Origin of the sequence: Arthrobacter sp. Alg241-R88 (genome assembly GCF_900537115.1) — a bacterium.
GTDB lineage: Bacteria > Actinomycetota > Actinomycetes > Actinomycetales > Micrococcaceae > Arthrobacter.
Genome location: NZ_UNRG01000001.1, coordinates 189016 through 213382, shown reverse-complemented (window position 1 = coordinate 213382; position 24367 = coordinate 189016). Strand labels below are relative to the sequence as shown.

Genomic DNA, 24367 nt, shown 5'->3' with positions numbered 1-24367 from the left:
TGAAGGCGCTTGGGGTCTTGGGTCTTGAGGTCCGGACCTCTTGGGTTCCCGTCGAAGGAGCTATGCCTGAGGGCGGAAGGCCGGGGTGCTGAGGAGGCGGCGGTGGGATCAATGGATGGGCGCCTGGCGCTGGTGACTGGCGCGACGGGCGGGCTGGGCAAAGCCGTAGCTACGGGCCTGGCACGCCAGGGAGCCGCCGTCGTGGTCGTCGGACGCTCGGCTGCCCGGGCGGACTCAGCAATGGCGGACATCAGGGCGCTCGTTCCGGATGCCAGGCTCGAACCGCTGGAGTGCGACCTATCGTCCCAGTCCTCCATCCGGCAGGCGGCGTCCGAGGTCCTGGCCCGCCACGAGAGGCTGGATGTACTTGTCAACGCCGCAGGCGTCTTCCGCAAGGAACGCCATGTTACTCCGGACGGGCTGGAACTGACCTTCGCTACGAATGTGGTGGCCTACTTCCTGCTGACAAATCTGCTGCTCGACGCACTCAAGCGCGCCGCGCGTGAAGGAAAGGCAAACGCGGGAACCGCAGGCACGCCTGGTCCGGCGGCCTCTCCGGCACGAATCGTGAACGTTGCTTCAAGGTATGGCAACACCACACTTAACTTCGACGACCTTCAAACAGCAAAGGGCAATTACAGCTACCTTCGCTCCACACCGCCCACAATGCTTGCCCGCGTCCTCCTGACGCAGGAGTTTGGCGAGCGCCTGCGCGGCACGGGAGTGGTGGCAAACGCCGTGCATCCCGGCCTCGTCAAGAACACGGCACTGCTGCAGGACGTCGGGGGCCCGTTCCGCTGGGTCACCAATATCTTCGGTGCCCCCGCCGAAAAGGCGGCAGACACGGCGGTCTGGCTTGCCACCGCACCGGAAACAGCGAAGGTTTCCGGGAAGCTTTGGGCCAAGCGGAAGGAACTCCCGACGCCGGGCATGGGCTCGGATCCCGAAGCCCGCAGGCGTTTATGGCAGGCATGCTCCCGCCTTACGGGACTGTAGCGCTCCCCTCCGGCGACTGACAGGCTCCGTTCATCGCCGGGGCGCTCTGGTTATTCTCCGGCGCGGGAGTTGAGCGTGTCCCTGATCCCGTTCAGCGCGGGGTCGCGCAGCGACATGAAGGCCGGCTTCAGCAGCGGCTGGATGATCTTGGCCGGGCCCTTGATGCTGAACTCCGCCGTGTATTTGACCACCGAACCCGCACCATTGGAGCTCACGTCGATCGAGTCGAAAGCCGTGACCGTTTTGTTCTCGCCGCGCAGCTTGATGTGGTTCTCCGTCAGCTCGATGACCTCGTATTCAAGGGTCTGGCGTTTGCCCCGGAACTCCGATTCGGCGTGGTACCTGTGCCCCAGAGCAACGGGCCCTGGGGTCAGCTTGTCCATCACCGGGGTGCTGGGGTCCCACTCGCTCGTGTTTTCGAACTCCCGCATGTAGGCAAAGGCCTGCTCGGCGGGCAGCTTGGTTTCCACACTTCCGGTGACTGTAATCATCACCCCAGTGTAGGAACCGCGTGGCGGGAAGCCCACCCCTTCACAAGCCTGTCTACCAGGACCTGCTTCCTTGCCGCGGCCCTGAGAGTTGCGCCGCCGCCATTTTGAAGCAGAGCTTCCCGCCAAGCTCCATGGGCCGAATCCACACCTCGTAACCCTCTGCGGCAGCATAAAGGGCCCTGCCTCCTCCTGCGTCGGCAGCCAGCCACAAGGCAGACGAATCCGCCATGGCATCGTCCACAACGCCGGCGCGCACAATTTCGAAATCCCTGCGGACCTCCACCGGTGTTCCGATCAGCCGACTCCAGTCATGGTAGCGATACGGCTTCATCGCGCTGCCCCAATCCACCCGTTCTCCAACCAGGCTTTGCCGCTGCTGCGTTTAGTGGAGGTGGCTTCCGCCGTTGATGTCGATGGTTGTGCCGGTGAGGTAGGCCGAGTCCTCCGAGGACAGGAAGGTAATGACGGCCGCCACTTCTTCCGTGGTGGCGTTGCGGCCCAGCGGAATTCCGGCGTTGATGGCGGCTTCCTGCTCTTCGGTGCTCCCTACGCGGATGTTGGTGTCCACGGCACCCGGGGTGATTGCGTTGACAGTGACGCCGGTGGTGCCGAGTTCGCGGGCGAGGGCCTTGGTGAACCCCAGGATGGCGGCCTTGGCTGCTGAGTACGGGACTTTCCCGAACACTCCCCCGCCGCGCTGGGCCGAGACGGAGGACATGTTGACGATCCGGCCCCAGCCGTTGTCGATCATGTCCGGGAGGAAGGCCTTCGTCACCAGGTAGGTGCCTGTTGCGTTGACGTCCATTACTTTGTGCCACAGCTCCAGGGTGGTCTCGAGGAACGGGACCGGGGAGGTGATACCTGCGATGTTGGCGAGGGCACCCACGGGCGGCAAATTGCCGGCGGCAACCTCCGCCGCGACGGCTGCCTGGGCAGCGGCAACAGACGCTTCGTTGGCAACGTCCACCTCGTGACCGAAGGCGGGGACGTTGAACTCATTGCCGATCTCGGCGGCGACCTTGGCGGACTTTTCGCTGTCGAGGTCCAGGACGACGATGCCCCAGCCTTCGCGTGCATAGCGGCGGGCGGTGGTGATGCCGATGCCCCGGTCCGAAGTTGCTCCGGTGAGGACGGCAGTGCGCTGGATGGTGGTCATGATGCTCCCTTGGATCAATGAGTGAGTGCGTCGGTGAGACTCAGTCAAAGTGACTGGCACCACACTATTGGACTCTACTGTCAACAGTCAACCTCACAAGTCGACTGTTGACAGTGCTAATGATCTCCGTCACGCTTGCTATATCATTTGTTAACAGTCGACAGCGGCAATGCTTACTTGGGCCGCACATCGAAAGGGAAACCACCATGAGCAACGAAGCTCTGAATATGCGCGGCCACGTGCACGGCACCAAGGACGCCAAGCGCGTTGCGATTGGCTCCGGTGTGGGCGCTGTGATTGAGACGTACGACTTCATCGGTTTCGGCACCGCGGCTGCGCTGTACTTCGGGACGGCGTTCTTCCCCACCGGCGACCCCGTCACCGGAACGCTGGCAGCCTTTGCCACCCTCGGCGTCGGCTTCGCTGCCCGCCCCCTGGGCGGCATCATCGGCGGACACCTCGGCGACAAGGTGGGCCGGAAACCCGTCCTGGTCGCCTCCCTGATCCTCATGGGCGTGGCCACGTTCCTCATCGGCCTCCTGCCCACGTACGAGCAGGTCGGCCTGCTCGCACCCGCACTGTTGGTCTTCGTCCGGGTGGTCCAGGGCCTGGCCTTCGGTGCTGAGTGGGGCGGCGCCATCCTGATGAGCTACGAGCACGCGCCATGGAAGTCCAAGGGCAAATACACCGGCATCGTGCAGGCCGGCTTCCCGGTGGGCCTCCTCCTGGCAAACCTCGTCTTCCTGGTGAGCGTCAACCTCGGCGGTGAGCTCGCCTGGCGCGTTCCCTTCCTGGCCAGCATCGTGCTCGTCGCTGTCGGGCTCGTCATCCGCTCCAAGGTGCCCGAGTCCCCGGTCTTCGACGAAGTCAAGGACAGCGGTTCCATCGTCAAGAACCCCATCATCGAGGTCATCAAGACGGACTGGCGGAGCATTGTCCGGGGCATCGGCCTGCGGATCGCCGAGACTGCCGGCTACGCCGTGTCCGTCACCTACATGATTTCCTACCTCCACACGCAGCAACTGGCGGACAAGACCGAAACGCTGGTGGCCCTCTGCATCGCCTCGTTCATTGGAATCTTCGCCACCATGGCGTGGGCCCGCCTCACCGACAAGGTCGGCCGCCGGCCCCTCTACGTCTGGTCCTGCGCCTTCGCCGCTCTGTTCGGCATTCCCATGTTCCTGCTGGTGAATACCGGACTGTTCATCTTCGTCATTGCCACCATCGTCATCTCCTACGCTGTCTGCCAGAACTCGCTTGCCGGCGCACAGGGTCCGTGGTTCCCGGAGCTGTTCCAGGCCAAGACCCGCTCCTCCGGAGCCTCGCTGGCCTACCAGATCTCGGCCATGGTCTCCGGCTTCACCCCCTTCGTCACCACCCTGCTGTTCGTGGCCCTGGGCTGGATGGGCCCGGCCCTCCTCTTCAGCTTTTACGCCGCCGTTGGCCTCTGGGCCGCCATTGTCACCAGGGAAACCTGGGGCAAGCGGGAGCGCGAGCTGGCTGACGAGGCCACTAAAAGCACCCCCAACACGGTGAGCGTCTAATGACTGCCACACACGAAACAAACACGGAGCAAGCAATGGCAACAGATACTGTCCAGTTCTCGGCCGACGAAAGGCAGGTGGCCACCGGCGTCGCGCAGGACCGCATCGTCAAGATCAGCGCTGCTGCCTACCGCATCCGGCACCACGCCCTGAACATGGGCGAGGTCCAGGGCCAAGGCTATGTGGGCCAGGCCCTCGGCGCTGCGGACATGCTCGCCACCGTGTACGGCGACCAGCTGCGCTTCAAGGCCGAGGATCCGCACTGGGAGGCGCGGGACCGGTTCCTGCTCTCCACCGGCCACTACGCGATCGGCCACTACGCAGCCCTCGCCGAAGCCGGGACTGTCCCGGTGGAAGAACTGGAAACCTACGGCTCCGACGATTCGCGGCTGCCGATGTCCGGAATGTCCACCTACACCCCCGGCATGGAAATTTCCGGCGGTTCCCTGGGCCACGGCCTGACCATCGCCGTCGGTATGGCCCTGGGCCTGCGGTTCCAGGGCTCCAGCGCCCGGGTATTCAACTTCCTCTCCGACGGAGAACTGGACGAGGGCTCTACCTGGGAGGCGGCCATGGGCGCCCACCACCACCAGCTGGGCAACCTGACCGCCATGGTGGACATCAACGCCCTGCAGGCCGACGGCAAGACAGACACCGTGCTGCGCACCGAGCCGGTCACGGAAAAGTGGGAATCCTTCGGCTGGTACACGCAGCGCGTGGACGGGAACGACGTCGCCGCCCTGCTGGAAGCGTTCGACAACGCAGCGGCCCAGGCCGCCGCCGTCGGACGTCCTTCCGTGATCCTCTGCGACACGAAGGTAGGCCGGGGCGTTCCCCTGCTGGAGAACCGCGAAAAGGCGCACTTCATGCGCATCGAAGAACACGAATGGCAGACCTGCCGCGAGCAACTGACCGCAGGCTACGAAGGAAAGGCTTCAGCATGAGCACCACTACCGAGGCCCCCGATACAACAACAGCCGCCAAGCCAAAGCTGAAAACCTCGGCGATGATCGCCTCCTTCGCCGACCCGGACCAGAAGACGGCGTCCGCGCCGTTCGGGCACGCGCTGGTGAAGGCCGCGCAGGAGAACGACAAAATTGTTGGCCTCACCGCGGACCTGGGCAAGTACACCGACATGCACATCTTCGCCAAAGCCTTCCCGGAGCGCTTCTTCCAGATGGGTATGGCGGAGCAGCTGCTCTTCGGCGCGGCTGCCGGGCTGGCCGAGACCGGGCTGGTGCCGTTCGCGTCCACCTACTCGGTGTTCGCTGCCCGCCGCGCCTACGACTTCCTCTGCCTGGATGCGGCCGAGCCCAACCTGAACGTCAACATTGTGGGGGGCCTGCCCGGCCTGACCACCGGCTATGGCCCCAGCCACCAGGCCACCGAGGACATGGCGATTTTCCGCGGCATGCCCAACCTGACAATCGTGGACCCCTGCGACTCTATCGACATCGAACAGGCCGTCCCGCAGCTGGCAGCCAGTGACGGGCCAACCTACCTGCGCCTGCTGCGCGGTAACGTGCCCACCGTCCTGGACGAGTACGACTACACGTTCGAACTCGGCAAGGCCAAGGTCCTGCGCGGCGGCAACGATGTAGTGTTTATCTCCTCCGGCCTGATGACGATGCGCGCCCTCCAGGCAGCCAAGGCCCTCGCGGCACACAATGTGGACGCCGCCGTGGTGCACACCCCCACCATCAAGCCGTTCGACGCCGCCACGGTCCTGGCCGAGATCAATACCGACCGCCTGGCCGTGACGCTGGAAAACCACTCCGTGGTGGGCGGCTTGTTTGAAACGGTGGCCTCCGCCGTCGTCACCGCCGGCGTTGGCAAGCGCGTGGTCCCGGTGGCACTGCCGGACCAGTTCCTCGACGCCGGGGCGCTGCCCACCCTCCACGACCGCTACGGTTTGGCCGTGGACCGCATCGTGGCAAAGGTGCTCGCGGAGCTCGGCTAGCGCGGCTCCGGCGAATGTGGGAAGCACGGCACCGGTCCTGCCCGGTGCCGTGCTTTCTGCCGTACTATCGAAACTACGACCGACTGTAAACAGTCGACTTACAACATCGAGGACAGACGCCATGGCCGGACTGACAGCCCCGTTGCTGGGACTGCAAAAGAAGAGCCTGCGTGAGCAGGCACTCTCAGCGCTGAGGACCGCCATCACCAGCGGTGAACTCGCACCCGGGCGGCATTTGGTGGAGACAGAACTTTCCGAGATGCTGCAGATCAGCCGGGGAACGCTCCGCGAGGCTCTGCGCCAGCTTGAACAGGAGGGGCTGCTGTCCGCAGGCCCCCGCGGCAGGCTGTCAGTCCGGCACCTGGATGAAAAGGAAATTCGGGACATCTTCGCTGTACGTGCAGCCCTCGAATCCTTGGCTGCGCGCACCCTCTGCGAACTCCCGGACCGAGCCCACGCTATCCAGTCCCTGCGCCAGACCATTGACGTCATGGAAGCAGCCCAGGATTTGTCCCTGGAAGAGCGGATCGAATCCGACATGAACTTCCACCGCACTCTTTGCCGCTTGACCGGCAATGAAACCCTGCTTCACTCCTGGGAGTCCCTGGAAGGGTCCATCCGGATGTCCATCATGTTCGGCGGCCTGGAAAAGGGCGTTAAGAACATGAGCGTCGACCGGCATCGTGACATCGTGGCGGCGATCGAAACCGGCGACGCATCACTCGCCCGGAAGACCATCCGCGCGCACATGGACAGCGCCGCTGCCAACCTCGTGGCCTGAGGGCGCAGGCTTCAGAGGCCGCCTGCCGTTCTCGTCCCGGTTCCCGGGAATCCCTTTGAGTTCCGAACCGTTAACTGAATGTGCGGCTGAAAAGGCTGCCACCGTTAACGAGGGATTGAATGAACGCGAAGTTTGTATCAGTTGAAGATGACGCCGGGAAGGTTACCCGCTACGCCCGCCATGCCAATGGTGGCGGCCTCGTCGCTCCCGGTGCCACAGCGGCCGAAAGCTCACGCATCGGCCCGATGACCTATGTGGAGTACGGCGCCCGGATCGGCTCGGGTTGCAGGATCGGCCACGGCAGCTGGATCGACCGCGATGCCACCATCGGTGACCGGGCGGTCATCGGCGATGGTGTGCGGATAGGCCGGGGTGCTGTGATCGGAAACCGGGTGCACATCGGCAGCCATTCACGCATTGGCTCCAGCGTCCTCATCGAGCACGGAGTGCACCTGCACGCGGACAGCAGGGTTCCCGACGGCGGGCAGGTGCTGCTGGGCTCGAAGGCAGGTGCTCCGGACCAGGCGAAGAACCGCGGGCACCGGAAGGGCAGGGGCCGGATGGCGGCCTGACCCGCTCCTTCTTAGTGCCGCGGGCCGCATCCCAGCCGCACTTTCAAGGCAGCCACACCCCAGACTGCCAGCAGCAGCGCCACCAGGAGCAGGCCGGCGTCGCCCAGGTCTACCGATCCCAGCCACGCAGTCAGGGGGTCCTCCAGCGCGAAGGCGGCGTTGACGAAGCCGCCCAGCGTGATCACCGCGATGAACAGCGCGGACGCCGCCGAGATACCGGTCACCAGGGCGTTGAAGCCTAGTTTCCGCTGCGGGTCATCAAGCGCCGAGCGGTACATCCGCATCATGGCCATCCCGTTCAGTGAGTCGCACAGGGTCATGGCAGCGGTGAACGCCAGCGGCAGTGCCAGCAGGGCGATGGGCGGCACCCCGGCCAGCGACGCCGCCGTCGTCATCATCAGCAGCCCGATGGTGGTCGCAGTGTCAAAGCCCAGCCCGAACAGGAAGCCGATCACGTAGATGTTCCGCGGCCGCCGCACCCTGGCCAGCGGCCGGGCCAGCAGCCGCGCTACCAGTCCCGTGGGTTGGAGATCCTGGGGATCAATCGCCGCGCCGGACCGGGCCCTGCGGTAGGCATGCGCAGAGCGGGCGAAGGCCGACCCGTTGAAGAGGCCCATGGCCAGCAGGAAAAGGCCGGAAACCCCGCTGCCGATCAGTCCGAGCACCAGGTTGCCGGCCGATCCGTCCTGCATGAATCCACCAATGGCGGTGGCGCCGGCAATGACCAGCACACCGGCCAGGGTCACCACGGAGCTGTGTCCAAGGCTGAAGGCGAAGCCGACGCTGACCGGGTCCTGGCGGCCCGCCACGAACTTTCGGGTGGAGTTGTCAATGGCCGCCAGGTGGTCCCAGTCGTAACTGTGCTTCACACCCGCGAGATAGGCCGTAAGGACCAGGCCACCGGTGAGGGTCTGGCCACCGGTTCCCCCTGCATTGGCTGCTCCGCCGGCGAGAAGAAATACGACGGCGGCGGCGTGCAGGGCGGCCACCGCACCGAACATCCACAGCAGGCGGGTCCGCAGCGGCAAGGCATCCCGCCCGCGGTACAGGGCGGTGAGGTTGGTAACGGCTGTCATCAGTGCTTCCTCAGGTTCAGTGGTTCCTGCCCGTGCCACCGCTCCCGGAGGAGGGAGGTGCAGGCGCCCAGAAGGAGGTTCACTTCCCCGGTGCTGTTGGACAGCGAGCGCAGGACCAGCCCGGTGGTCCCTGCGATGCTGCGGGTCAGCGAAATTCCGGTCAAGGCATCGCGTGCCGACGTGAGGCTGTGCAGCTCATCGGCGAGCGCCTGGTCCACCCGGGCGTCCACCACGATCAGCGAACCCAGGTGGCTAAAGCCCTCCATAAACCCCATCCCGGTAACATCCCCCGACGGCGGCCGGATGAGCAGGTTGTCCAACGCCAGGAGTTCGGACGTCCCGCCGTCGCCAGTTTCCACCCGGATCTCGTTGCGAAGCCGGACTTCTTCGTACCGGAAGGCGGCCCCGTCCGGCGACCAGCCAGGGGTCACCACTTCCGCCATGACCAGGCTCGACGACGGCCGGAGAGTTACGTGCGTCCGTTGCCGGTAGCTGGCCTCCCGGTAGGCGATGAGCTGGTCAGGCATGAGCTCCAGCCGGGCCCCCTCCCCCAGCCGAACACCCATCCGCTGCTCAGCAAAAGACCCGGGAGTCCGATAGACCTTCGTAGCGGACTGCGTGGTCAACAACAGATCAGCGCCGTCCCCAACTTCCACGTCCAGCACAAAGAGATCCGCCCCAAGATAAGCCCCGCCAGGATTAACAACGACGTAACAAACCTGCCCGGAGTCATCCAAATAGTGCGGCCGCAACACTCTGAGGGCGCCCTGATGAAATTGGTGCGCGGCTACTGACCGTCCCTGCCGGACGGCGACTTGCAGTTCAAGCACGCCCATGGGTGCCTGTCCGTGGTCAGCTCCGGCGGCTTCGCCGGATTTGGGGCCGTGCCCGCTTCGCGGTGCCCACCACGCCGCGGCCCCCAAATCCGGCCTCGCCGCCTCTGCGGTCGCCTCACCTTCCGGCGCCATTTGGGAAACCGTCGTCATCGAGCAAGGTCGAGCATCAGGACGTCGTGTCGGATCCAATCGATGACCTTGTCGAGCCCTTCGTCCGTTTTGAGGTTGGTGAAGCAGAAGGGCTTTGCACCGCGGAACTCCTTGGAATCCCGTTCCATTACTGACAAATCCGCCCCGACGTGGGGGGCGAGGTCGGTTTTGTTGATGATGAAGAGGTCGGACTTGATCATCCCCTGGCCGGCTTTGCGGGGGATTTTTTCGCCTTGGGCTACGTCGATGATGTAGATGGAGAAGTCTACGAGTTCGGGGCTGAAGGTGGCGGAGAGGTTGTCGCCGCCGGATTCGACGAAGATGACCTGCAGGTCCGGGTGCCGGGCTTTGAGTTCCTCGATGGCGGCGGTGTTCATGGAGGTGTCCTCGCGGATAGCGGTGTGCGGGCAGCCGCCGGTTTCGACGCCGATGATCCGGTCCACGGGGAGGATGCCGTTGGCTGCCAGGATTTTGGCGTCCTCGATGGTGTAGATGTCGTTGGTGATGGCGGCCATGGAGATTTCGCCGCTCATGTGCCGCGTGAGCCGCTCCACCAGTTGGGTTTTGCCGGCGCCGACCGGTCCGCCGATGCCGATTTTGATGGGTTCAGTCATTCTGTCCTCCTGGGTAAAAGCGCAGTTAGCTCATGAACATCCGGGCACGTTGATGCTCGTGCCGCATTTGTGAAATTTCCAGTCCGGGAGTGACGGCCCCGAAGTCGTCCAGCGTCAGGTGGGAGACCCGTTCGACGGCGGCAGCAACGTCGTCGGCAGCTTGCCGGAGCAGCCGCTGGCCGGCGTTCTGGCCCAGCGGGATGGCGCGGACCGCGTTCTGCGTCAGGGACGTGGCCGCGGCGAAAAGGTAGGCGGCGAGCGCCTCGTTGAGCGGCACGCCCAGTGAGCGGGCGACGACGGCGAAAGCCAGCGGCTGATGTCCGGCGGCAAGGCCCCCACTCACCAGGTCCCGGTACAGTCCCAGCTGAGGCGAGGGAAAGACCTCGCCCCCAATTTCCAGCAACCGCAGCCCCATCTTCACGGAAGCCTCCCGAACCTCCCGGGCCAGGAGAGAGGCGGACAAGAGCTCATCCAACTCCCCAAGATCAACCCCCTCATAAAAAAACCGGATGGCAAGCCCATCAGAGTAAGAAAGCGATTGCGAGATGTAAGCACCGAGCCACACCGCAAAACCAGCCTCATCAGCGATCACACCGGCGTCGATATAGGTCTCAAAGCCAAGAGAGTGCGCAAAAGCCCCAGTAGGCAAAGCGGAGTCCACTAATTGCTGCAGGGCAAGCTGATAACCGCTCACTGCAGGCGCACCAAAGGTGAGAAGAGCAAGCGACGCGAGGGATATGGGGCCGCGGCGTGGCGGGCACCGCGGAGCGGGCACGGCCCCATATCCCTCGCGGCGTCCCAAGCCCGCGCACCAATTGAAGCGCGCAGCGCGGGAGAGTCAGTGCGAGTGCTCAGCATGGCGGAAAGGCACAGGCATAACGCGTTCCTGGCGGGAGTAAGGCACACCCACATGGACGAGGTAGTCCTCGACGGTGTGGTCGTAGGCGCACACCATGACGTCGGCCCCATATTCCGAAGCAGAGTCGAAGAACTGTGCCTGCAGGTGCCGGTTGCCGAGGGAATGGGCCACGACGCCCATCTCGTGGACGGTCCGGGGCGCGATCACCAGGACGTCGGTGGGAAGCACGGACACAACGATCATGTTGGAGTCCGCCAGGTGCAGGATGTCGCCGTCACGCAAGTCGCCAGACCCGGACGGCAGCCGGATGCCGATCTCCTTGCCGTGGTCTGTGGTGGCGCGCTGGATGCGTTTGACCAGTTGGGCGCTGGGCAGCACCACTTTCTCCTGGTGCAGGTTGGCGTAGGCGTGCGGGTCCGGCAGTTCGTGCAGGTTGCCGAGGACTTTTTCGATGATCACGTCGTGCTCCAGTGGAAGTTAGAAGAGGAAGTAGCGCTGGGCCATGGGCAGGACGTCGGACGGCTCGCAGGTGACGTCCTCGCCGTCGACCTTTACCTGGTACGTTTCCGGGTCCACCTGGATTTCCGGGATGGCGTCGTTGTATTTCAGGTCGGCCTTGGTCAGGGTCCGGATTCCCGAGACGGGCCGGATGACCTTCTCCAGGCCCAGTTCGTGGGGGACACCGGCGTCGATCGCTGCCTGGGACAGGAACGTGATGGAGGACTGCTGAAGGGCCTTCCCAAACGCGGCGAACATTGGGCGCATGGTGCGCGGCTGCGGGGTGGGAATGGAGGCGTTGGCATCCCCCATCAGTGCATAGGCGATTTGGCCGCCCTTAAGCACCAGCTCCGGCTTGACGCCGAAGAAGGCCGGATCCCACAACACGAGGTCCGCGAACTTGCCCACCTCCACCGAGCCCACCGAGTCCGCAATCCCCTGTGCGATGGCGGGGTTGATGGTGTATTTGGCCACGTAGCGCTTGAGGCGGAAGTTGTCGCTGCCCGGACCCAAACCCGACGGGGAGCCGTGGGCGCCGGCAACGCTGTCCCCCCGGGGGTCCACGAGCACGCCGCGCTGCTTCTTCATCTTGTCCGCCACCTGCCAGGTGCGGGTGATTACCTCCCCAACCCGGCCCATCGCCTGGGAGTCGGAGGAGGTGATGGAGAAGATGCCGAGGTCCTGCAGCACGTCCTCTGCTGCAATGGTCTCCGCCCGGATGCGCGAGTCAGCGAACGCGACGTCTTCGGGGATGTCCGGGTTGAGGTGGTGGCACACCATCAGCATGTCCAGGTGCTCTTCGATGGTGTTGCGCGTGTAGGGCAGTGTGGGGTTGGTGGAGGCGGGCAGGACGTTGGGCATCCCGGCGATCTTGATGATGTCCGGGGCATGCCCGCCGCCGGCGCCCTCGGTGTGGAAGGTGTGGATGACGCGGCCATCGATGGCGCGGATGGTGTCCTCCACGAAGCCGCACTCGTTCAGCGTGTCAGTGTGGATGGCAACCTGGACGTCGTATTCATCGGCGACGGTCAGGGATGTGTCGATGGACGACGTGGTGGACCCCCAGTCCTCGTGGACCTTCAGGCCGATGGCACCGGCGCGGATCTGCTCAGCCAGGGGTTCGACGGCGGAAGCATGGCCCTTGCCGAACAGCCCGATGTTCATGGGGAAGCCCTCGGCCGCCTGCAGCATCCGCTGGATGTGCCACTTTCCGGGCGTCACCGTGGTGGCCTTGGTGCCTTCGGCCGGGCCGGTGCCGCCGCCGATCATGGTGGTGATGCCGCTGGTCAGTGCGGTGGGAATCTGGTCCGGGGAGATGAAGTGGATGTGGGTGTCCACTCCCCCGGCGGTGAGGATCTTGCGCTCGCCGGCGATGATTTCCGTGCTCGCCCCGATTACGATGTCCACGCCGTCGGTGATCTGCGGGTTGCCGGCTTTGCCGATTTTGAAGATGTGTCCGTCCCTGATGGCCACATCAGCCTTGTAGATGCCTGTGTAGTCCAGGATTACGGCGTTGGTGATGACGGTGTCCGGGACTCCGCTGCCGGAACCAACGCTGTCGGAACCAACACTGCCGGAACCAACACCGTCGCGTGTCACCTGGCCGTTCTGGCCCATGCCGTCCCGGATCACTTTGCCGCCGCCGAACACCACCTCCTCGCCGTAGACGGTGAGGTCCTTCTCGATCTCGAGGAACAGGTCGGTATCAGCCAGGCGGATGGCGTCACCCGCCGTCGGGCCGTACAGGTCGGCGTACTGCCGGCGGGGAATCTCGAAACTCATTTGCCGCCTTCCTTCGTTTCGGACCGTGTGCCTGCGGACTCCGTGACCGCTGTCAGTGGACCGTTGACGGCGTTGCCCAGCCCGTACACTTCGCGGGCGCCGGCCAGTTCAATCAGCCGCACGTTCCGGGAGTCCCCTGGCTCGAACCGCGCCGCGGTGCCGGCGGGAATGTCCAGCCGCCGGCCGTAGGCGGCGTCACGGTCGAACATCAGGGCCGCGTTCGCTTCGGCGAAGTGGAAGTGCGACCCCACCTGCACGGGCCGGTCACCGGTGTTAACCACGACGGCGTCAATCGCCTCCCGCCCGGCGTTCGCCGTCACCGGTTCCGGCCTGAGGACGTACTCTCCTGGAATCATGGCCTGCCCTTCAGCGGATGGGATCGTGGACGGTGACGAGCTTGGTGCCGTCCGGGAAGGTTGCCTCAATCTGCACGTCGTGGATCATCTCGGGCACGCCTTCCATCACGTCTTCCCGGCGCAGCAGCGTGGTGCCGTAGCTCATGAGGTCAGCAACTGTGCGGCCATCCCGTGCGCCCTCGACCAGCTCGTAGCTGATGATGGCAACGGCTTCGGGATAGTTGAGCTTGAGTCCGCGGGCCTGGCGCCGCCGGGCAAGGTCGGCGGCCACCACGATCAAGAGCTTTTCCTGCTCACGTGGCATCAAATGCATGAGGGTCCCTTCGGCGGCCAGCGGACGGCGTGGGACCCACAGTAGGGGGCAGAGGTTTCCGCCACGTTTCAGGTTTGTTATCCCCGGCTCTCACCCCCTGGAATGCGCTCCGGTCTCCGGCGACGCGCTGAATCTCCCCAGGTTTCAACGCGGGAAAGGCGATGCCGACGGCGCGTCCCCGGGACACGCCGTCGTCCGTCCTTAAAGGTGGGGAGATTCAGCGGCTGAGCCGGGCCAGGATCTCGTCCGTGGACTGGACCGGCTGGCGGTAACTGGTGGAGAGGATGCGCAGCATGTCCTTTGCGTCCTGGTTGTCTTCCGAGGCCATCGCGTCCTTGGCGTACGTGACCCGAATGTTGTGCGCGAACGCATCGGCGCCGGTCTGGGCGATGCAGTTGTGGGTGGAGACTCCGGCAAGCACCACCTCGTTGGCGCCCCAGTTGCGCAGCCGGGACAGCAGGTTTGTGCCAACGAAGGCGCTGTCCCGCGTCTTGTTCAGCTGGGGCAGGCCGTCGATGGCAAGGCCCGGCACGGCGCGGGTCTGCTCACTGCCGCGGAAAATGAAGCCCTGGTCATCGTCAAGCATGTTCAGGGTCCAGGTGGATTTGTCCCGCTCGTGCTCGGTTCCCACCATCAACGCCTTGTGTCCGCTTGCCTTGAACGCTTCGAGCAATCTGTTGCAGGAGGCCACCAGTTGTTCCTGTTGGGCCGCCAGTTCCGGCGCCTCGAAGTACGCGTTCTGCATGTCGATGACAAGAAGTGCAATCATGTGGCACCTTTCCCTCGTTGAGCTCTGCGGGAAAGGTACCCTGAGGCCGGCCGGGCGAAACCTAGGGCGCGGATTCCCGGACCTTCAGCTGGAACCCCGCCTCCACGTGCACGCCCTGGCCGGCCGTCTCCTGCCCCTCGATCCGGTCGAGCAGCAGGGCGATGGAGCGCTGGGCGATCTCCTCCATCCCCGGGGAGACGGTGGTGAGGGACGGCGACGCAAAGCGGGCCTCGTCGATGTCGTCAAAGCCTGCCACGGCCACCTCGTCCGGCACCCGGACCCCGCGGATCAGCAGTTCATGCAAGGCTCCCAGCGCGAGAACGTCGTTGAGGCCGAACACGGCGTCAAACGCCACGCCCTTGTCCAGCAGCCCAGCCACGGCAGCCGCGCCGTTGTCCCGGCGCCACTCGCACGGTGCGATCAGCGCCGGATCGAACGGCACCCCGGCCTGCTCCAGCGCCTTCCGGTAGCCGTTGAGGCGCAGGCCGGGACTCCCCGTGGACTCCTCCGGGCGGGCACCCACTACAGCGATCCGACGGCGGCCGGCCGCCAGGAGGTGGGCGGTCAGGGCAGCGGCGGCTTCCTCGTTCTTCATGGTGACGAGGTCGAACCGGGGATCCAAAATGTGTTCGCCCAGCATCACCAGGGGTTTCTTGCCCAGGCGTGCTGCGATGGCATCGGCGTCGATCACCAGGGGTGTGAACAGCAGGCCGTCGGTCAACTGCCGGAACGGCCCCTGCAGGGCGTTCAGTTCCACCTCCGCCACTGCGTCCGACTGCTCCACGAGTACCCGGTAGCCCCGCAGTGAAGCGGCCTTCATCAGCCGGGAGGCGAGTTCCGCGTAGTAGGGCGCGGAAAGGTCGGACAGGACCAGGCCCAGCATGCGTGTCTTGCCGGAGCGAAGGCTGCGGGCCGTCAGGTTGGCTTCATACCCCAGTTCGACAATGGCGTCCTGGACCCGCTGCTTCGTGGCGGGACGGATGAACTCGTAGTCGTTCAGGACGTTGGACACCGTTTTCAGCGAGACACCAGCCGCCCTTGCTACGTCGTTCATGGTGACCGCCATCATGGCTCCTTCTTGTGGTTCCGCTGTTCCTGGCATACATCGTTGCAGACCATGCCATCCGTACGGGAACCGGCCCGGCGCAAAGGGCGCCAGGGGCCCGTCAGTCCTTGGCTTTTGCTGCCTTCGCCGCGGCTTTGGCGGCCTGCTTACTGGCCCGCACTTTGGTGAGCGACTCCGGATCCACGATGTCGGCAACCGACAGGTAGGCCCCTTCCTCGCCATAGTGTCCGGCCGCTTCGCGCCAGCCCGGCGCCTGGAGACCGCGCTGCTTGCCGAGGAGTGCCAGGAAGATCTTGGCTTTCTGCTCGCCGAATCCGGGCAGGGCCTTCAGCCGGCGCAGCACCTCCTGGCCGTCGGGGTCGCCCTTGGTCCAGATTGCGGTGGCATCGCCCTCCCACTCGTTCTGCACGGTTTCGGCCAGCGCCTGCACGCGTGCGGCCATCGAACCCGGGAAACGGTGGACGGCGGGCCGTTCCTTGAACATCTCGACGAAGGCCTGCGGGTCCTGGGAGGCGATGGCCTCCGGCTCCATGGACCCGATCCTGCTCTTGATTTTCTCGGGACCGGCGAACGCAGATTCCATGGTCACCTGTTGGTCCAGCAGCATGCCCGTCAGCAGTGCGAAGGCGTCCTCGCTCAACAACTTGTCCGCGGCGGGATCGCCCGTGATGTGCAGTTCCATGCCGTCCATCCTCCCAGAGGTTGGCAGGTGCGTCAGCCGGGCGCCGGAAACACTGCTTCCATGCCCGGCTGCCGTCCCCCTCCCCCGAAGTTTTTGTCCAGCTATGCAGGCTTTGATGCCACGTAAGCCTGCATAGCTGGACAAAAACTTCCTGTGGATCAGCCGCCCACGGCCAGCCGGATCATGGACCAGGACACGGCCGGCAGCTCGGCGGTGAGCCGGCCGCCGTCGGCCTTGACGGAGACGTTCTCCGACGGCAGGACGGACGTCGAATCATCAGCGGTAGTCTGCCAGTACGGGTCCTTGTTGGCGTACGTGACTGCTTCCACAACGCGCACGTTGCCCAGCCCGGACACCACGGCATCCAGTCCCAGCGCGTCCGTGGCGGAGCGGTTGACGGCAAACACCACGGCCTCGCCCTTCCCGGCGTCGTAGGTTGCGACGGCGGACACCGCGGCAAAGTCCGTCGTCTTGCCGCCGCTGACCAGCGGGGACTCGACGGCGAGCTGCAGCACTGTCCCGGAGGCGTGCCGGGAGGTCAGCGCGAACGGGTGGAAGGTGGTCTGCTTCCACGCGCGGCCGCCGGGCTCGGTCATGATGGGGGCGATCACGTTGACCAGCTGCGCGAGGCTGGCGGAGTGGACGCGGTCGGTGTTCTTGAGCAGGGTGACCAGGAGGTCGCCGACGACGACGGCGTCCGCCACCGTGTAGGTGTCCTCGAGCAGGACGGGGGCCACCGGCCAGTCCTTGCCGGTCGGAGCCCGGGACTCGTCCCGGCTCATGTGCCACACGTTCCACTCGTCGAAGGAAATGTTCACCTGCCTGGCGGACTTCTTCACCGACTTCACGTGGTCGATATGGCTGACAATGTCGTGGATGAAGGCTTCCATCCGGTGGCCTGCGGAAAGGTGCTCCTGCAGGTCGCCGAAGTCCTCGAAGTACTGGTGGGCCGAGATCAGGTCCACGAGCTCGTAGGTCTCGGAGAGCACAACGCGCTCCCATTCGCCAAAGGTGCTCATGGTGGGGCCGGAGCTGCCGCAGGCCACGAGTTCCAGGTCAGGCTCGATCATCCGCATGCCGCGCGCGGTATCGGCAGCGAGCCGGCCGTACTCCTGGGCATTTTTGTGCCCGATCTGCCAGGGCCCGTCCATCTCGTTGCCGAGGCACCACATCTTGATGCCGTAGCCGTTTTCCGCACCGTTGGCCCTGCGCTGGTCCGAAAAGGCCGTGCCGCCATCAATGTTGCAGTACTCCAGCAGGTCCAGCGCTTCCTGCGTGCCGCGGGTGCCGAGGTTCACCGCCATCATGGTTTCGACGCCGGCTTTGGCCGACCATTTGGCGAACTCGTCCACACCCACCAGGTTGGGGTCCGTGGAGTGCCACGCGAGGTCAAGGCGGACCGGCCGTTTGTCCGCGGGGCCAACGCCGTCCTCCCAGCGGTAGCCGGAAACAAAGTTGCCGCCCGGATAGCGGACCGTGGACACCCCCAGTTCCCGGGTCAGCTCCAGCACGTCCCCGCGGAACCCGTCCTCGTCTGCAGTGCGGTGCTCAGGCTCGAAGATGCCGGTGTAGACGCAGCGTCCCAGGTGCTCCACAAAGGCACCAAAAGTGCGGCGGCGGACGGGTCCCACCACAAAGGCGGGATCCATGGTGATCTTTGCTGCGGCCGGTCCTGCCTGGCTGGGCACGGCGGGTCCGGCCGGTTCTGTTGCTGCCACGAAAACGTCCTCGTTCCTGGGTTCTGCTCGATTTTTACAACGTTATAGAAATATTGTTGGGGGTTGCCCGTCAGGAGTCAAGCCCGGGGCCGCAGCCTCCCCCGGCAGTGTTTTGCAGCGGCAAGGGCCGGGAAAGGGGGCACCCACCTGCGAGGACATCGAAAACCAGGCAGCGCAGGCCAAAAACCAAGTAATACCTAATCTCAAAGACAAGTACCGGTTACGCGTTCTCCCCGGGCGGCTACGGAACTAGGTTTTTCACAGAGACAAGCCATCTTCCGGCTCGCGGTACTTGACTCACGAGGGGGTGTGAGACGTAATGCATGCGAGACACGCAAGCTCCAACTTCCCGGTCCGAAGGACTCGGGCATTAAGCGGGGCCGGCGACGAGGAGGCCTTTGAGACCAAGGCCTCTCCCCCAGCCGTCGCCGGCCCTCTCTTTTCCGCGCCAGGTTCAGGCCACCACCGCCAGGGGGTTGCCGCGCCGGCGCACGGCTCACACGGGAATCCATTGGGCCATCCCGCACCGGCACGGCAGGGCCAGCCGCAGACAGCGGCTTCGTCAGCCGCGAAGCCGGATGGAATCCTGCTGGACCTCATGACCGGCGCTGAGACGCTGCACGACTCCCTTGAGCTGCTGGCCGCGGCGTCCGCCCGCGCCGTCGTCCGCACCACGGACGTGGTCATCGAATGCGCTGTAGTGGTGCGCCAGCCCAAGAGAACTCCGGCCATCACCGGTACGACGCCGGACGTCATCCGGCTGTTGGAGTGGGAGCAGCACGAGGGTGAAGGGCCGGTCAGCGAGGTTCTGTCCGGCGGCCATCCCGTGGCTGTGCTGCAAAGAAGCGGCGATTTCCGTTGGCCGCGGTATTGCAACCAGCTGCAGCTGGCCCGCCTGGGCAGCGTCCTCGGCGTACGGCTCGCTGTGGACCAGGGCGCCGGGGAGGCGCGGAATGATGGCACACCGGTCCGCCCGACCAGCGCAGCCTTGGCGTTCTTCGCCCAGGATGCCAAGGCATTCCCCCTGCAGGTGATTTCAGAGGCCCGATCCTTCGCCGGCCTTGCGGCCAAGAGCCTGCAGATGGCCCTTGACCTGCACACCGCGAGGTCCACCGCGTCGGACCTGCGTCTGGCATTGGACAGCCGCACGTCCATCAACGTTGCCTGCGGCGTGATCATGGCCCAGAACGGATGTTCGTACCACGAGGCCTTCTCGATCCTGGCCAAGGCATCAAGCCATCGGAACATCAAGGTCCGCAGGGTGGCGGAGGACATCCTCGAGCGGTTGCCCGAGGGCCCTCCGCGCGCACACTTCGGCCACTAGGAAGGCCTGCAGGAAGGGGCAACAGCCCCAAAACTGGACGCAGCCCCGGAAGACACGTTCCGGGGCTGCTGCCAGGCGAGGCGGCTTAGATGCCGCCGGCCAGTTTGTAGTAGGCCGCGTTCCAGTTGAGGTCTTTCTTGAACTGCCGGATGGTGGTGTCCTCGTTGATGGTGAGCAGTTCGGTTTTGGCGATGTCCGCGAAGTCCTCGAAGACATCCATCCCCACCTGCGTGGACAGTACGGTGTGGTGGGCTGCGCCCGCGGTGAGCCAGGCTGCCGCGGAGGTGGCGAAGTCAGGCTTTGGCTGCCACAGGGCGCGTGCCACGGGAAGGTTGGGCAGGGGCTGGTCCAGGGGAACCACATCGACGGCGTTCGCCACCAGGCGGAACCTGTCCCGCATGTCGGACAGGGCGACGACGACCCCCGGGGAGGCATCGGCGTCGAACACCAGGCGCACGGGGTCTTCCTTGCCGCCGATGCCCAGCGGATGGATTTCCAGGCGCGGCTTCCCGGCGGTCAGCGAGGGGCAGACCTCCAGCATGTGGGCGCCCAGGATCTTCTCGGCCCCGGGTTCCAGGTGGTACGTGTAATCCTCCATCAGCGACGCCCCGCCGGGCAGGTCACCGCCCATCACCTTGGCCGCGCGGACCAGGATGGCGGTCTTCCAGTCGCCCTCGGCACCAAAGCCGTAACCGGCGGCCATCAGCCGCTGCACCGCCAGGCCGGGGAGCTGGCGCAGCGCGCCAAGGTCCTCGAAGGAGGTGGTGAACGCCGCCGAGCCGTTGGCTTCGAGGAAGCTGCGCAGGCCCAGCTCAATCCTCGCCCCGTAACGGAGGGAGTCGTGCCGTGCGGCCCCGGCGCGCAGCTCGGGGACCACGTCGTAAAGGTCCTCGTACTCGGCAACCAGTGCGTCGACGTCGGCCTCCGCGGCACCGTGCACGGCGTCGGCGAGCTCGTTGACGGACCAGGTGTTGACGGCGACGCCGAAGCGGAGCTCCGCCTCGGTTTTGTCGCCTTCGGTGACGGCGACGTTGCGCATGTTGTCACCGAAGCGGGTCAGCTTCAGGGTGCGGACGGCGGCCCAGCCAGCCGCGGCGCGCTGCCACGAGCCCACCTGGCGGGCCACCTCCGGGTTGGAGACGTGTCCCACCACAGTCTTGCGGGCGATGCCCAGGCGGGACTGGATGTAGCCAAACTCGCGGTCACCGTGCGCGGCCTGGTTCAGGTTCATGAAGTCGAAGTCGATATCCGCCCACGGCAGGTCCCGGTTGGCCTGGGTATGCAGGTGGAGCAGCGGCTTGCGGAGCAGGTCCAGGCCCTGGATCCACATCTTTGCCGGCGAAAACGTGTGCATCCAGGCCGTGACGCCGATGACGGAATCGTCCGAGTTGGCCTCAAGCGCAGTCCGGCGGATGGCGTCGGAGTCGGTCAGGACCGGCTTCCAGACGATCCGCACAGGCACCGAGGAGGACGCGTTCAGCTGGTTGGCAATTTCCTGGGACTGGGCGGCCACCTGCTTGAGGACGTCCTCGCCGTAGAGGTGCTGGCTGCCGGTGAGGAACCAGACCTCGTAACCGTCAAGGGAAGTGTTTGCTGCGGTGCTCATGGTTCTCCTTCGGGAGTAAGTCTTTGGTGATCCGTAAAAAAGGGCCGGCAGTTACTGCCCGTAAACGTTCTGGTAGCGGGCGTAGAGCGAATCGATGTGGCCTTGGTCGATGGGGAGGGGCTCGCCCAGCTGGCGTGCAATGTGCACCGTGCGGGCCACCTCCTCGCACATCACGGCCGCCTTAACAGCGGATTTCGCGTCCTTGCCGATGGTGAATGGCCCATGGTTCTGCATGAGCACGGCCGGGGAATTGGAGTTCTTCAGCGTCTCCACGATCCCGTGGCCGATTGAATCGTCGCCGATCAGCGCGAACGGCCCTACGGGGATGGATCCGCCGAATTCGTCGCTCATCATGGTGAGCACACAGGGAATGGCCTCCCCGCGGGCCGCCCACGCGGTGGCATAAGTGGAGTGCGTGTGCACTACCCCGCCCACCTCCGGCATATGCCGGTAGACATAGGCGTGGGCTGCAGTGTCCGACGACGGCGACAACGGCGGATTGCCCCACGTACCTGTTGCATCCCCGTCCACGGGCACCCCGTAGAGATCCGTCACCACCATCTGCTCGGGAGTGAGGTCCTGGTAGGAAACACCCGAGGGCTTAATGACCATCAGCTCCTGGCCTGGGACCCGGGCCGAGACGTTGCCTGCCGTCCACACCACCAGCACGTAGCGCGTCAGCTCGGCGTGCAGGGCACACACTTCCTCCCGGACGCGGGAGATCGTGTCCAGGATGCTCATGCGGACACCTCCACGGCAGCCTCGGAAGCAATCGCAGCGGGGGCCGGAAGCGAACCCGCCGCCCTGCGCTGGATGGCCTTAAGCCGGTGCATCACATGGTTGCTGCCGCGGCCGAAGTAGTCATGCAGGGCTTTGTACTCCTGGAAAAGTTCCTCGTAGGCGGCCACGTTCTCCGGAATGGGTGTGTACACCTCGCCCGGCTGGGAGCCCATAGCGGCGGCCGCTTCACGGACATTCGAGTACTTTCCGGCAGCGACGGCGGCGTGGATGGCGGAGCCCAGGGCGGGGCCTTGAGTGGAGCCGATGGTGGAGAGCTGCAGGTTGGTGGCGTCCGCGTAGATCTGCATCAGGAGCGGGTTCTTGAGCAGGCCGCCGGCAACGATGAACTCCTTCACCGGAACGCCGGAGTCGCGGAACGCGTCCACGATGGTCCGGGTGCCAAAGGCGGTGGCTTCCAGGAGTGCACGGTAGGTGTCCTCCGGGCGCGTGGCCAGGGTCTGCCCCACCACGATGCCGGAGAGCTCGTGATCCACCAGCACGGAGCGGTTGCCCGAGTGCCAGTCGAGGGCGATGAGGCCATGCGCGCCGATGGCCTGGCGGGAGGCCAGCTCGGTGAGGTATTCGTGGATGCCCAAGCCGGCAGCTTCGGCTGCCTGATGGTATTCCGGCGGCACACCGTACTTGGTGAACCAGGCGAAGATGTCTCCGACGCCGGACTGGCCGGCTTCGTAGCCCCACAGTCCGTCCACGATGCCGCCGTCCACCACACCACACATGCCGGGCACTTCGCGCAGTTCGGTGCCGCTCATAACGTGGCAGGTGGAGGTGCCCATGATGGCCACCAGCTGGCCCGGGTCCACTGCCCTCGCAGCAGGAGCGGTGACGTGGGCATCCACATTGCCCACCGCCACGGCGATGCCTTCGGGCAGCCCCGTCCAGGCAGCAGCCTCAGCGGTGAGGTAGCCGGCGGCCTCGCCCAAACGGCCGATGGTGTGCTCGAGCTTGCTGCTGACGAAGTCCTTGAACTGGGGATTCAGGGCTGCGAGGAAGTCCTCAGACGGGTAACGGCCGTCCTGGTAAATGCCCTTGTAACCGGCCGTGCAGGCGTTCCGGACATATTGGCCGCACAGCTGCCAAACGATCCAGTCAGCAGCTTCAACCCAGTGGTCCATCGCCGCATAGGCTTCGGGGTCCTCCTCCAGGAGCTGCAGGCCTTTGGCGAACTCCCATTCCGAAGAGATCAGTCCGCCATAGCGCGGCAGCCACTCCTCGCCCCGTTCCGCCGCGAGCCTGTTGATCCTGTCAGCCTGGCCCTGGGCCGCGTGGTGGCGCCAAAGCTTCACATAGGCATGGGGCCGGTTTCCGAATCCCGGGAGCTCGTTCAGCGGGGTGCCGTCCGCCGTAACCGGCACCATGGTGCAGGCGGTGAAGTCCGTGGCAATTCCGACGACGGCGGCGGGGTCGATCCCTGCCTCGGCAACGGCGGCGGGAACCGCGGTGCGCAGGACGTCGCGGTAGTCGTTCGGCACCTGCAGCGCCCATTCGCCGGGAAGCCGTGCGGCTGTTTCACCGGAAAGGTCCGCGACGTCTGCCGGAAGGGCATCGGTGACCACCGCGTGCGGGTACTCAAACACACCGCTGCCAAGCTCTTTGCCGTCCCGGACACGGACCACCACGGCCCGGCCGGAGAGCGTTCCATAGTCCACACCGATGACGTAGCTGTCCGTGTCCACTTTGACGTCCATAGAAAGTTCCTCCAATAGCTGCCGCAGCTCCGCGACCCTTTCGATTGTGAGCGCTAACAACAGCGGTGTCAATACCGGCGCCGGGTCCTTTTATAGTTGCCGGAGGCAGGACGCCGATCGCGAAAGTGTGGGAACGCTCCCCAACGGGGTAAGGACAGGATGAACCGTGACCAACCGGAAGGAGCTCCGTGGACGACGCGACACCACAGGTCCGCGCCGGCTCCGGCGCGTGGCTGGCGGGCCCCATCTCCACTGGCCTCGGACTGGCGGCCCACTTGGCGGCCGGAGGTCCCGCGCCCGGCCTCCTCATCCTCTTGGCGCTCGCCGCGCTGCTTGGTATGGCCGCCGCCATCCTGGGGCGCGTCCCGATGCCGGGCTGGTTATTGCTGCTCGTTTGCGGAGTGGCCCAGCAACTGCTTCATCTCGGGTTCGCGGTTTTTTCCGGCGGCTCCGGAAGCGGCCTGTCTGTGCACGGCCACGGTGGAATTACCCAGGACGTGCCGCCGGCCGGCGAAGCGGCTGCGCCCGCCGCCCATTCACTCCACCTGATGCTCCATCTGCACATGGCCGCGGCGCTGGCAGCGTACGCGGCCATCAACTACTGGCCCCGGCTTACAGGCTGGTCCCGGCGCAGTTCCACGGACCGCCAGAGCTCCCGCGCCGCTTAGTACCGGGCGGAAGAATAATGACGGGTATCGCTTCAGGCTGGGGCGTGGCGTCAGGCCACAGCGA

At 65.3% G+C, this 24367-nt stretch carries 26 protein-coding genes; 8 read left to right on the top strand and 18 right to left on the bottom strand.

Going from position 1 to position 24367, the window contains the following annotated elements; translation table 11 throughout:
- The first annotated feature begins 111 nt into the window (after positions 1 to 111).
- Positions 112 to 996, top strand: a complete 885-nt coding sequence (locus G6R19_RS00980) for an SDR family NAD(P)-dependent oxidoreductase (protein WP_163162813.1) — start codon at positions 112 to 114, stop codon at positions 994 to 996.
- Between the two features lie 50 nt (positions 997 to 1046).
- Here the strand turns inward: G6R19_RS00980 and G6R19_RS00975 are convergent, their stop codons facing one another.
- The 3 genes from G6R19_RS00975 to G6R19_RS00965 are packed head-to-tail and all read right to left on the bottom strand — an operon-like array spanning position 1047 to position 2643.
- Positions 1047 to 1487: an SRPBCC family protein gene (locus G6R19_RS00975; protein WP_163161467.1), complete on the bottom strand. Its 441-nt coding sequence runs from the start codon at positions 1485 to 1487 to the stop codon at positions 1047 to 1049.
- A 52-nt stretch (positions 1488 to 1539) separates the two neighbouring features.
- Positions 1540 to 1818: a hypothetical protein gene (locus G6R19_RS00970; RefSeq protein WP_163161465.1), complete on the bottom strand. Its 279-nt coding sequence runs from the start codon at positions 1816 to 1818 to the stop codon at positions 1540 to 1542.
- Between the two features lie 51 nt (positions 1819 to 1869).
- Complete coding sequence (locus G6R19_RS00965) at positions 1870 to 2643, bottom strand: SDR family NAD(P)-dependent oxidoreductase (protein WP_163161462.1); 774 nt, start codon at positions 2641 to 2643, stop codon at positions 1870 to 1872.
- A gap of 206 nt (positions 2644 to 2849) precedes the next feature.
- Between G6R19_RS00965 and G6R19_RS00960 the strand changes: the two genes are divergently transcribed.
- From G6R19_RS00960 to G6R19_RS00940, 5 genes are all read left to right on the top strand, one after another.
- Positions 2850 to 4187, top strand: coding sequence for an MFS transporter (locus G6R19_RS00960; RefSeq protein ID WP_163161460.1), 1338 nt, complete (start codon positions 2850 to 2852; stop codon positions 4185 to 4187).
- 35 nt (positions 4188 to 4222) lie between these two features.
- Positions 4223 to 5131 (top strand): transketolase, encoded by a 909-nt coding sequence (locus G6R19_RS00955; RefSeq protein ID WP_163161458.1) that lies wholly within the window; start codon positions 4223 to 4225, stop codon positions 5129 to 5131.
- On the top strand, positions 5128 to 6147 hold the full coding sequence (locus tag G6R19_RS00950; protein WP_163161456.1) for a transketolase C-terminal domain-containing protein: 1020 nt from the start codon (positions 5128 to 5130) through the stop codon (positions 6145 to 6147). Before G6R19_RS00955 ends, G6R19_RS00950 begins: the two co-directional genes overlap by 4 nt.
- 121 nt (positions 6148 to 6268) lie before the next feature.
- Positions 6269 to 6928 carry a GntR family transcriptional regulator gene (locus tag G6R19_RS00945; protein ID WP_163161454.1) on the top strand — a complete coding sequence of 220 codons (660 nt, stop codon included), beginning with the start codon at positions 6269 to 6271 and terminating at the stop codon, positions 6926 to 6928.
- A gap of 119 nt (positions 6929 to 7047) precedes the next feature.
- Positions 7048 to 7500 (top strand): DapH/DapD/GlmU-related protein, encoded by a 453-nt coding sequence (locus G6R19_RS00940; protein ID WP_163161452.1) that lies wholly within the window; start codon positions 7048 to 7050, stop codon positions 7498 to 7500.
- 11 nt (positions 7501 to 7511) lie between these two features.
- Here the strand turns inward: G6R19_RS00940 and G6R19_RS00935 are convergent, their stop codons facing one another.
- From G6R19_RS00935 to G6R19_RS00880, 12 genes are all read right to left on the bottom strand, one after another.
- Positions 7512 to 8576, bottom strand: a complete 1065-nt coding sequence (locus tag G6R19_RS00935) for a nickel transporter (RefSeq protein WP_163161450.1) — start codon at positions 8574 to 8576, stop codon at positions 7512 to 7514.
- Complete coding sequence (locus G6R19_RS00930; protein WP_163162811.1) at positions 8576 to 9412, bottom strand: urease accessory protein UreD; 837 nt, start codon at positions 9410 to 9412, stop codon at positions 8576 to 8578. Before G6R19_RS00930 ends, G6R19_RS00935 begins: the two co-directional genes overlap by 1 nt.
- 146 nt (positions 9413 to 9558) lie before the next feature.
- Positions 9559 to 10176 (bottom strand): urease accessory protein UreG, encoded by a 618-nt coding sequence (gene ureG / locus G6R19_RS00925; protein WP_163161448.1) that lies wholly within the window; start codon positions 10174 to 10176, stop codon positions 9559 to 9561.
- A gap of 25 nt (positions 10177 to 10201) precedes the next feature.
- Positions 10202 to 10870 carry an urease accessory protein UreF gene (locus G6R19_RS00920; protein ID WP_163161446.1) on the bottom strand — a complete coding sequence of 223 codons (669 nt, stop codon included), beginning with the start codon at positions 10868 to 10870 and terminating at the stop codon, positions 10202 to 10204.
- Positions 10871 to 11014: 144 nt separating this feature from the next.
- On the bottom strand, positions 11015 to 11494 hold the full coding sequence (gene ureE / locus G6R19_RS00915) for an urease accessory protein UreE (protein WP_163161444.1): 480 nt from the start codon (positions 11492 to 11494) through the stop codon (positions 11015 to 11017).
- A gap of 18 nt (positions 11495 to 11512) precedes the next feature.
- The gene (gene ureC, locus G6R19_RS00910; protein WP_163161442.1) at positions 11513 to 13315 is read right to left on the bottom strand and encodes an urease subunit alpha; all 1803 of its coding nucleotides are present in this window, start codon (positions 13313 to 13315) and stop codon (positions 11513 to 11515) included.
- Entirely contained in the window at positions 13312 to 13671 is a 360-nt protein-coding gene (locus tag G6R19_RS00905) for an urease subunit beta (RefSeq protein WP_163161440.1), read from the bottom strand. Before G6R19_RS00905 ends, ureC begins: the two co-directional genes overlap by 4 nt.
- 10 nt (positions 13672 to 13681) lie before the next feature.
- The gene (locus tag G6R19_RS00900) at positions 13682 to 13984 is read right to left on the bottom strand and encodes an urease subunit gamma (protein WP_163161438.1); all 303 of its coding nucleotides are present in this window, start codon (positions 13982 to 13984) and stop codon (positions 13682 to 13684) included.
- Positions 13985 to 14201: 217 nt separating this feature from the next.
- Positions 14202 to 14753: an isochorismatase family cysteine hydrolase gene (locus tag G6R19_RS00895; protein ID WP_163161436.1), complete on the bottom strand. Its 552-nt coding sequence runs from the start codon at positions 14751 to 14753 to the stop codon at positions 14202 to 14204.
- Between the two features lie 61 nt (positions 14754 to 14814).
- Positions 14815 to 15819, bottom strand: coding sequence for a LacI family DNA-binding transcriptional regulator (locus tag G6R19_RS00890; protein ID WP_163161434.1), 1005 nt, complete (start codon positions 15817 to 15819; stop codon positions 14815 to 14817).
- 100 nt (positions 15820 to 15919) lie between these two features.
- Complete coding sequence (locus G6R19_RS00885; protein ID WP_163161432.1) at positions 15920 to 16510, bottom strand: HhH-GPD-type base excision DNA repair protein; 591 nt, start codon at positions 16508 to 16510, stop codon at positions 15920 to 15922.
- 149 nt (positions 16511 to 16659) lie between these two features.
- Entirely contained in the window at positions 16660 to 18150 is a 1491-nt protein-coding gene (locus G6R19_RS00880; protein WP_163162809.1) for an alpha-L-arabinofuranosidase C-terminal domain-containing protein, read from the bottom strand.
- 580 nt (positions 18151 to 18730) lie between these two features.
- Here G6R19_RS00880 and G6R19_RS00875 point away from each other — a divergent pair.
- Positions 18731 to 19543, top strand: a complete 813-nt coding sequence (locus G6R19_RS00875; protein ID WP_240341712.1) for an ANTAR domain-containing protein — start codon at positions 18731 to 18733, stop codon at positions 19541 to 19543.
- Positions 19544 to 19628: 85 nt separating this feature from the next.
- Here the strand turns inward: G6R19_RS00875 and araA are convergent, their stop codons facing one another.
- The 3 genes from araA to araB are packed head-to-tail and all read right to left on the bottom strand — an operon-like array spanning position 19629 to position 23635.
- Positions 19629 to 21149 carry an L-arabinose isomerase gene (araA, locus tag G6R19_RS00870; RefSeq protein ID WP_163161428.1) on the bottom strand — a complete coding sequence of 507 codons (1521 nt, stop codon included), beginning with the start codon at positions 21147 to 21149 and terminating at the stop codon, positions 19629 to 19631.
- 51 nt (positions 21150 to 21200) lie between these two features.
- Entirely contained in the window at positions 21201 to 21890 is a 690-nt protein-coding gene (locus G6R19_RS00865) for an L-ribulose-5-phosphate 4-epimerase (protein WP_163161426.1), read from the bottom strand.
- Complete coding sequence (gene araB / locus G6R19_RS00860) at positions 21887 to 23635, bottom strand: ribulokinase (RefSeq protein WP_163161424.1); 1749 nt, start codon at positions 23633 to 23635, stop codon at positions 21887 to 21889. The genes G6R19_RS00865 and araB overlap by 4 nt, the downstream gene beginning before the upstream one ends.
- Before the next feature lie 188 nt (positions 23636 to 23823).
- Between araB and G6R19_RS00855 the strand changes: the two genes are divergently transcribed.
- Positions 23824 to 24303, top strand: coding sequence for a hypothetical protein (locus G6R19_RS00855; RefSeq protein ID WP_163161422.1), 480 nt, complete (start codon positions 23824 to 23826; stop codon positions 24301 to 24303).
- Positions 24304 to 24367: the final 64 nt, after the last annotated feature.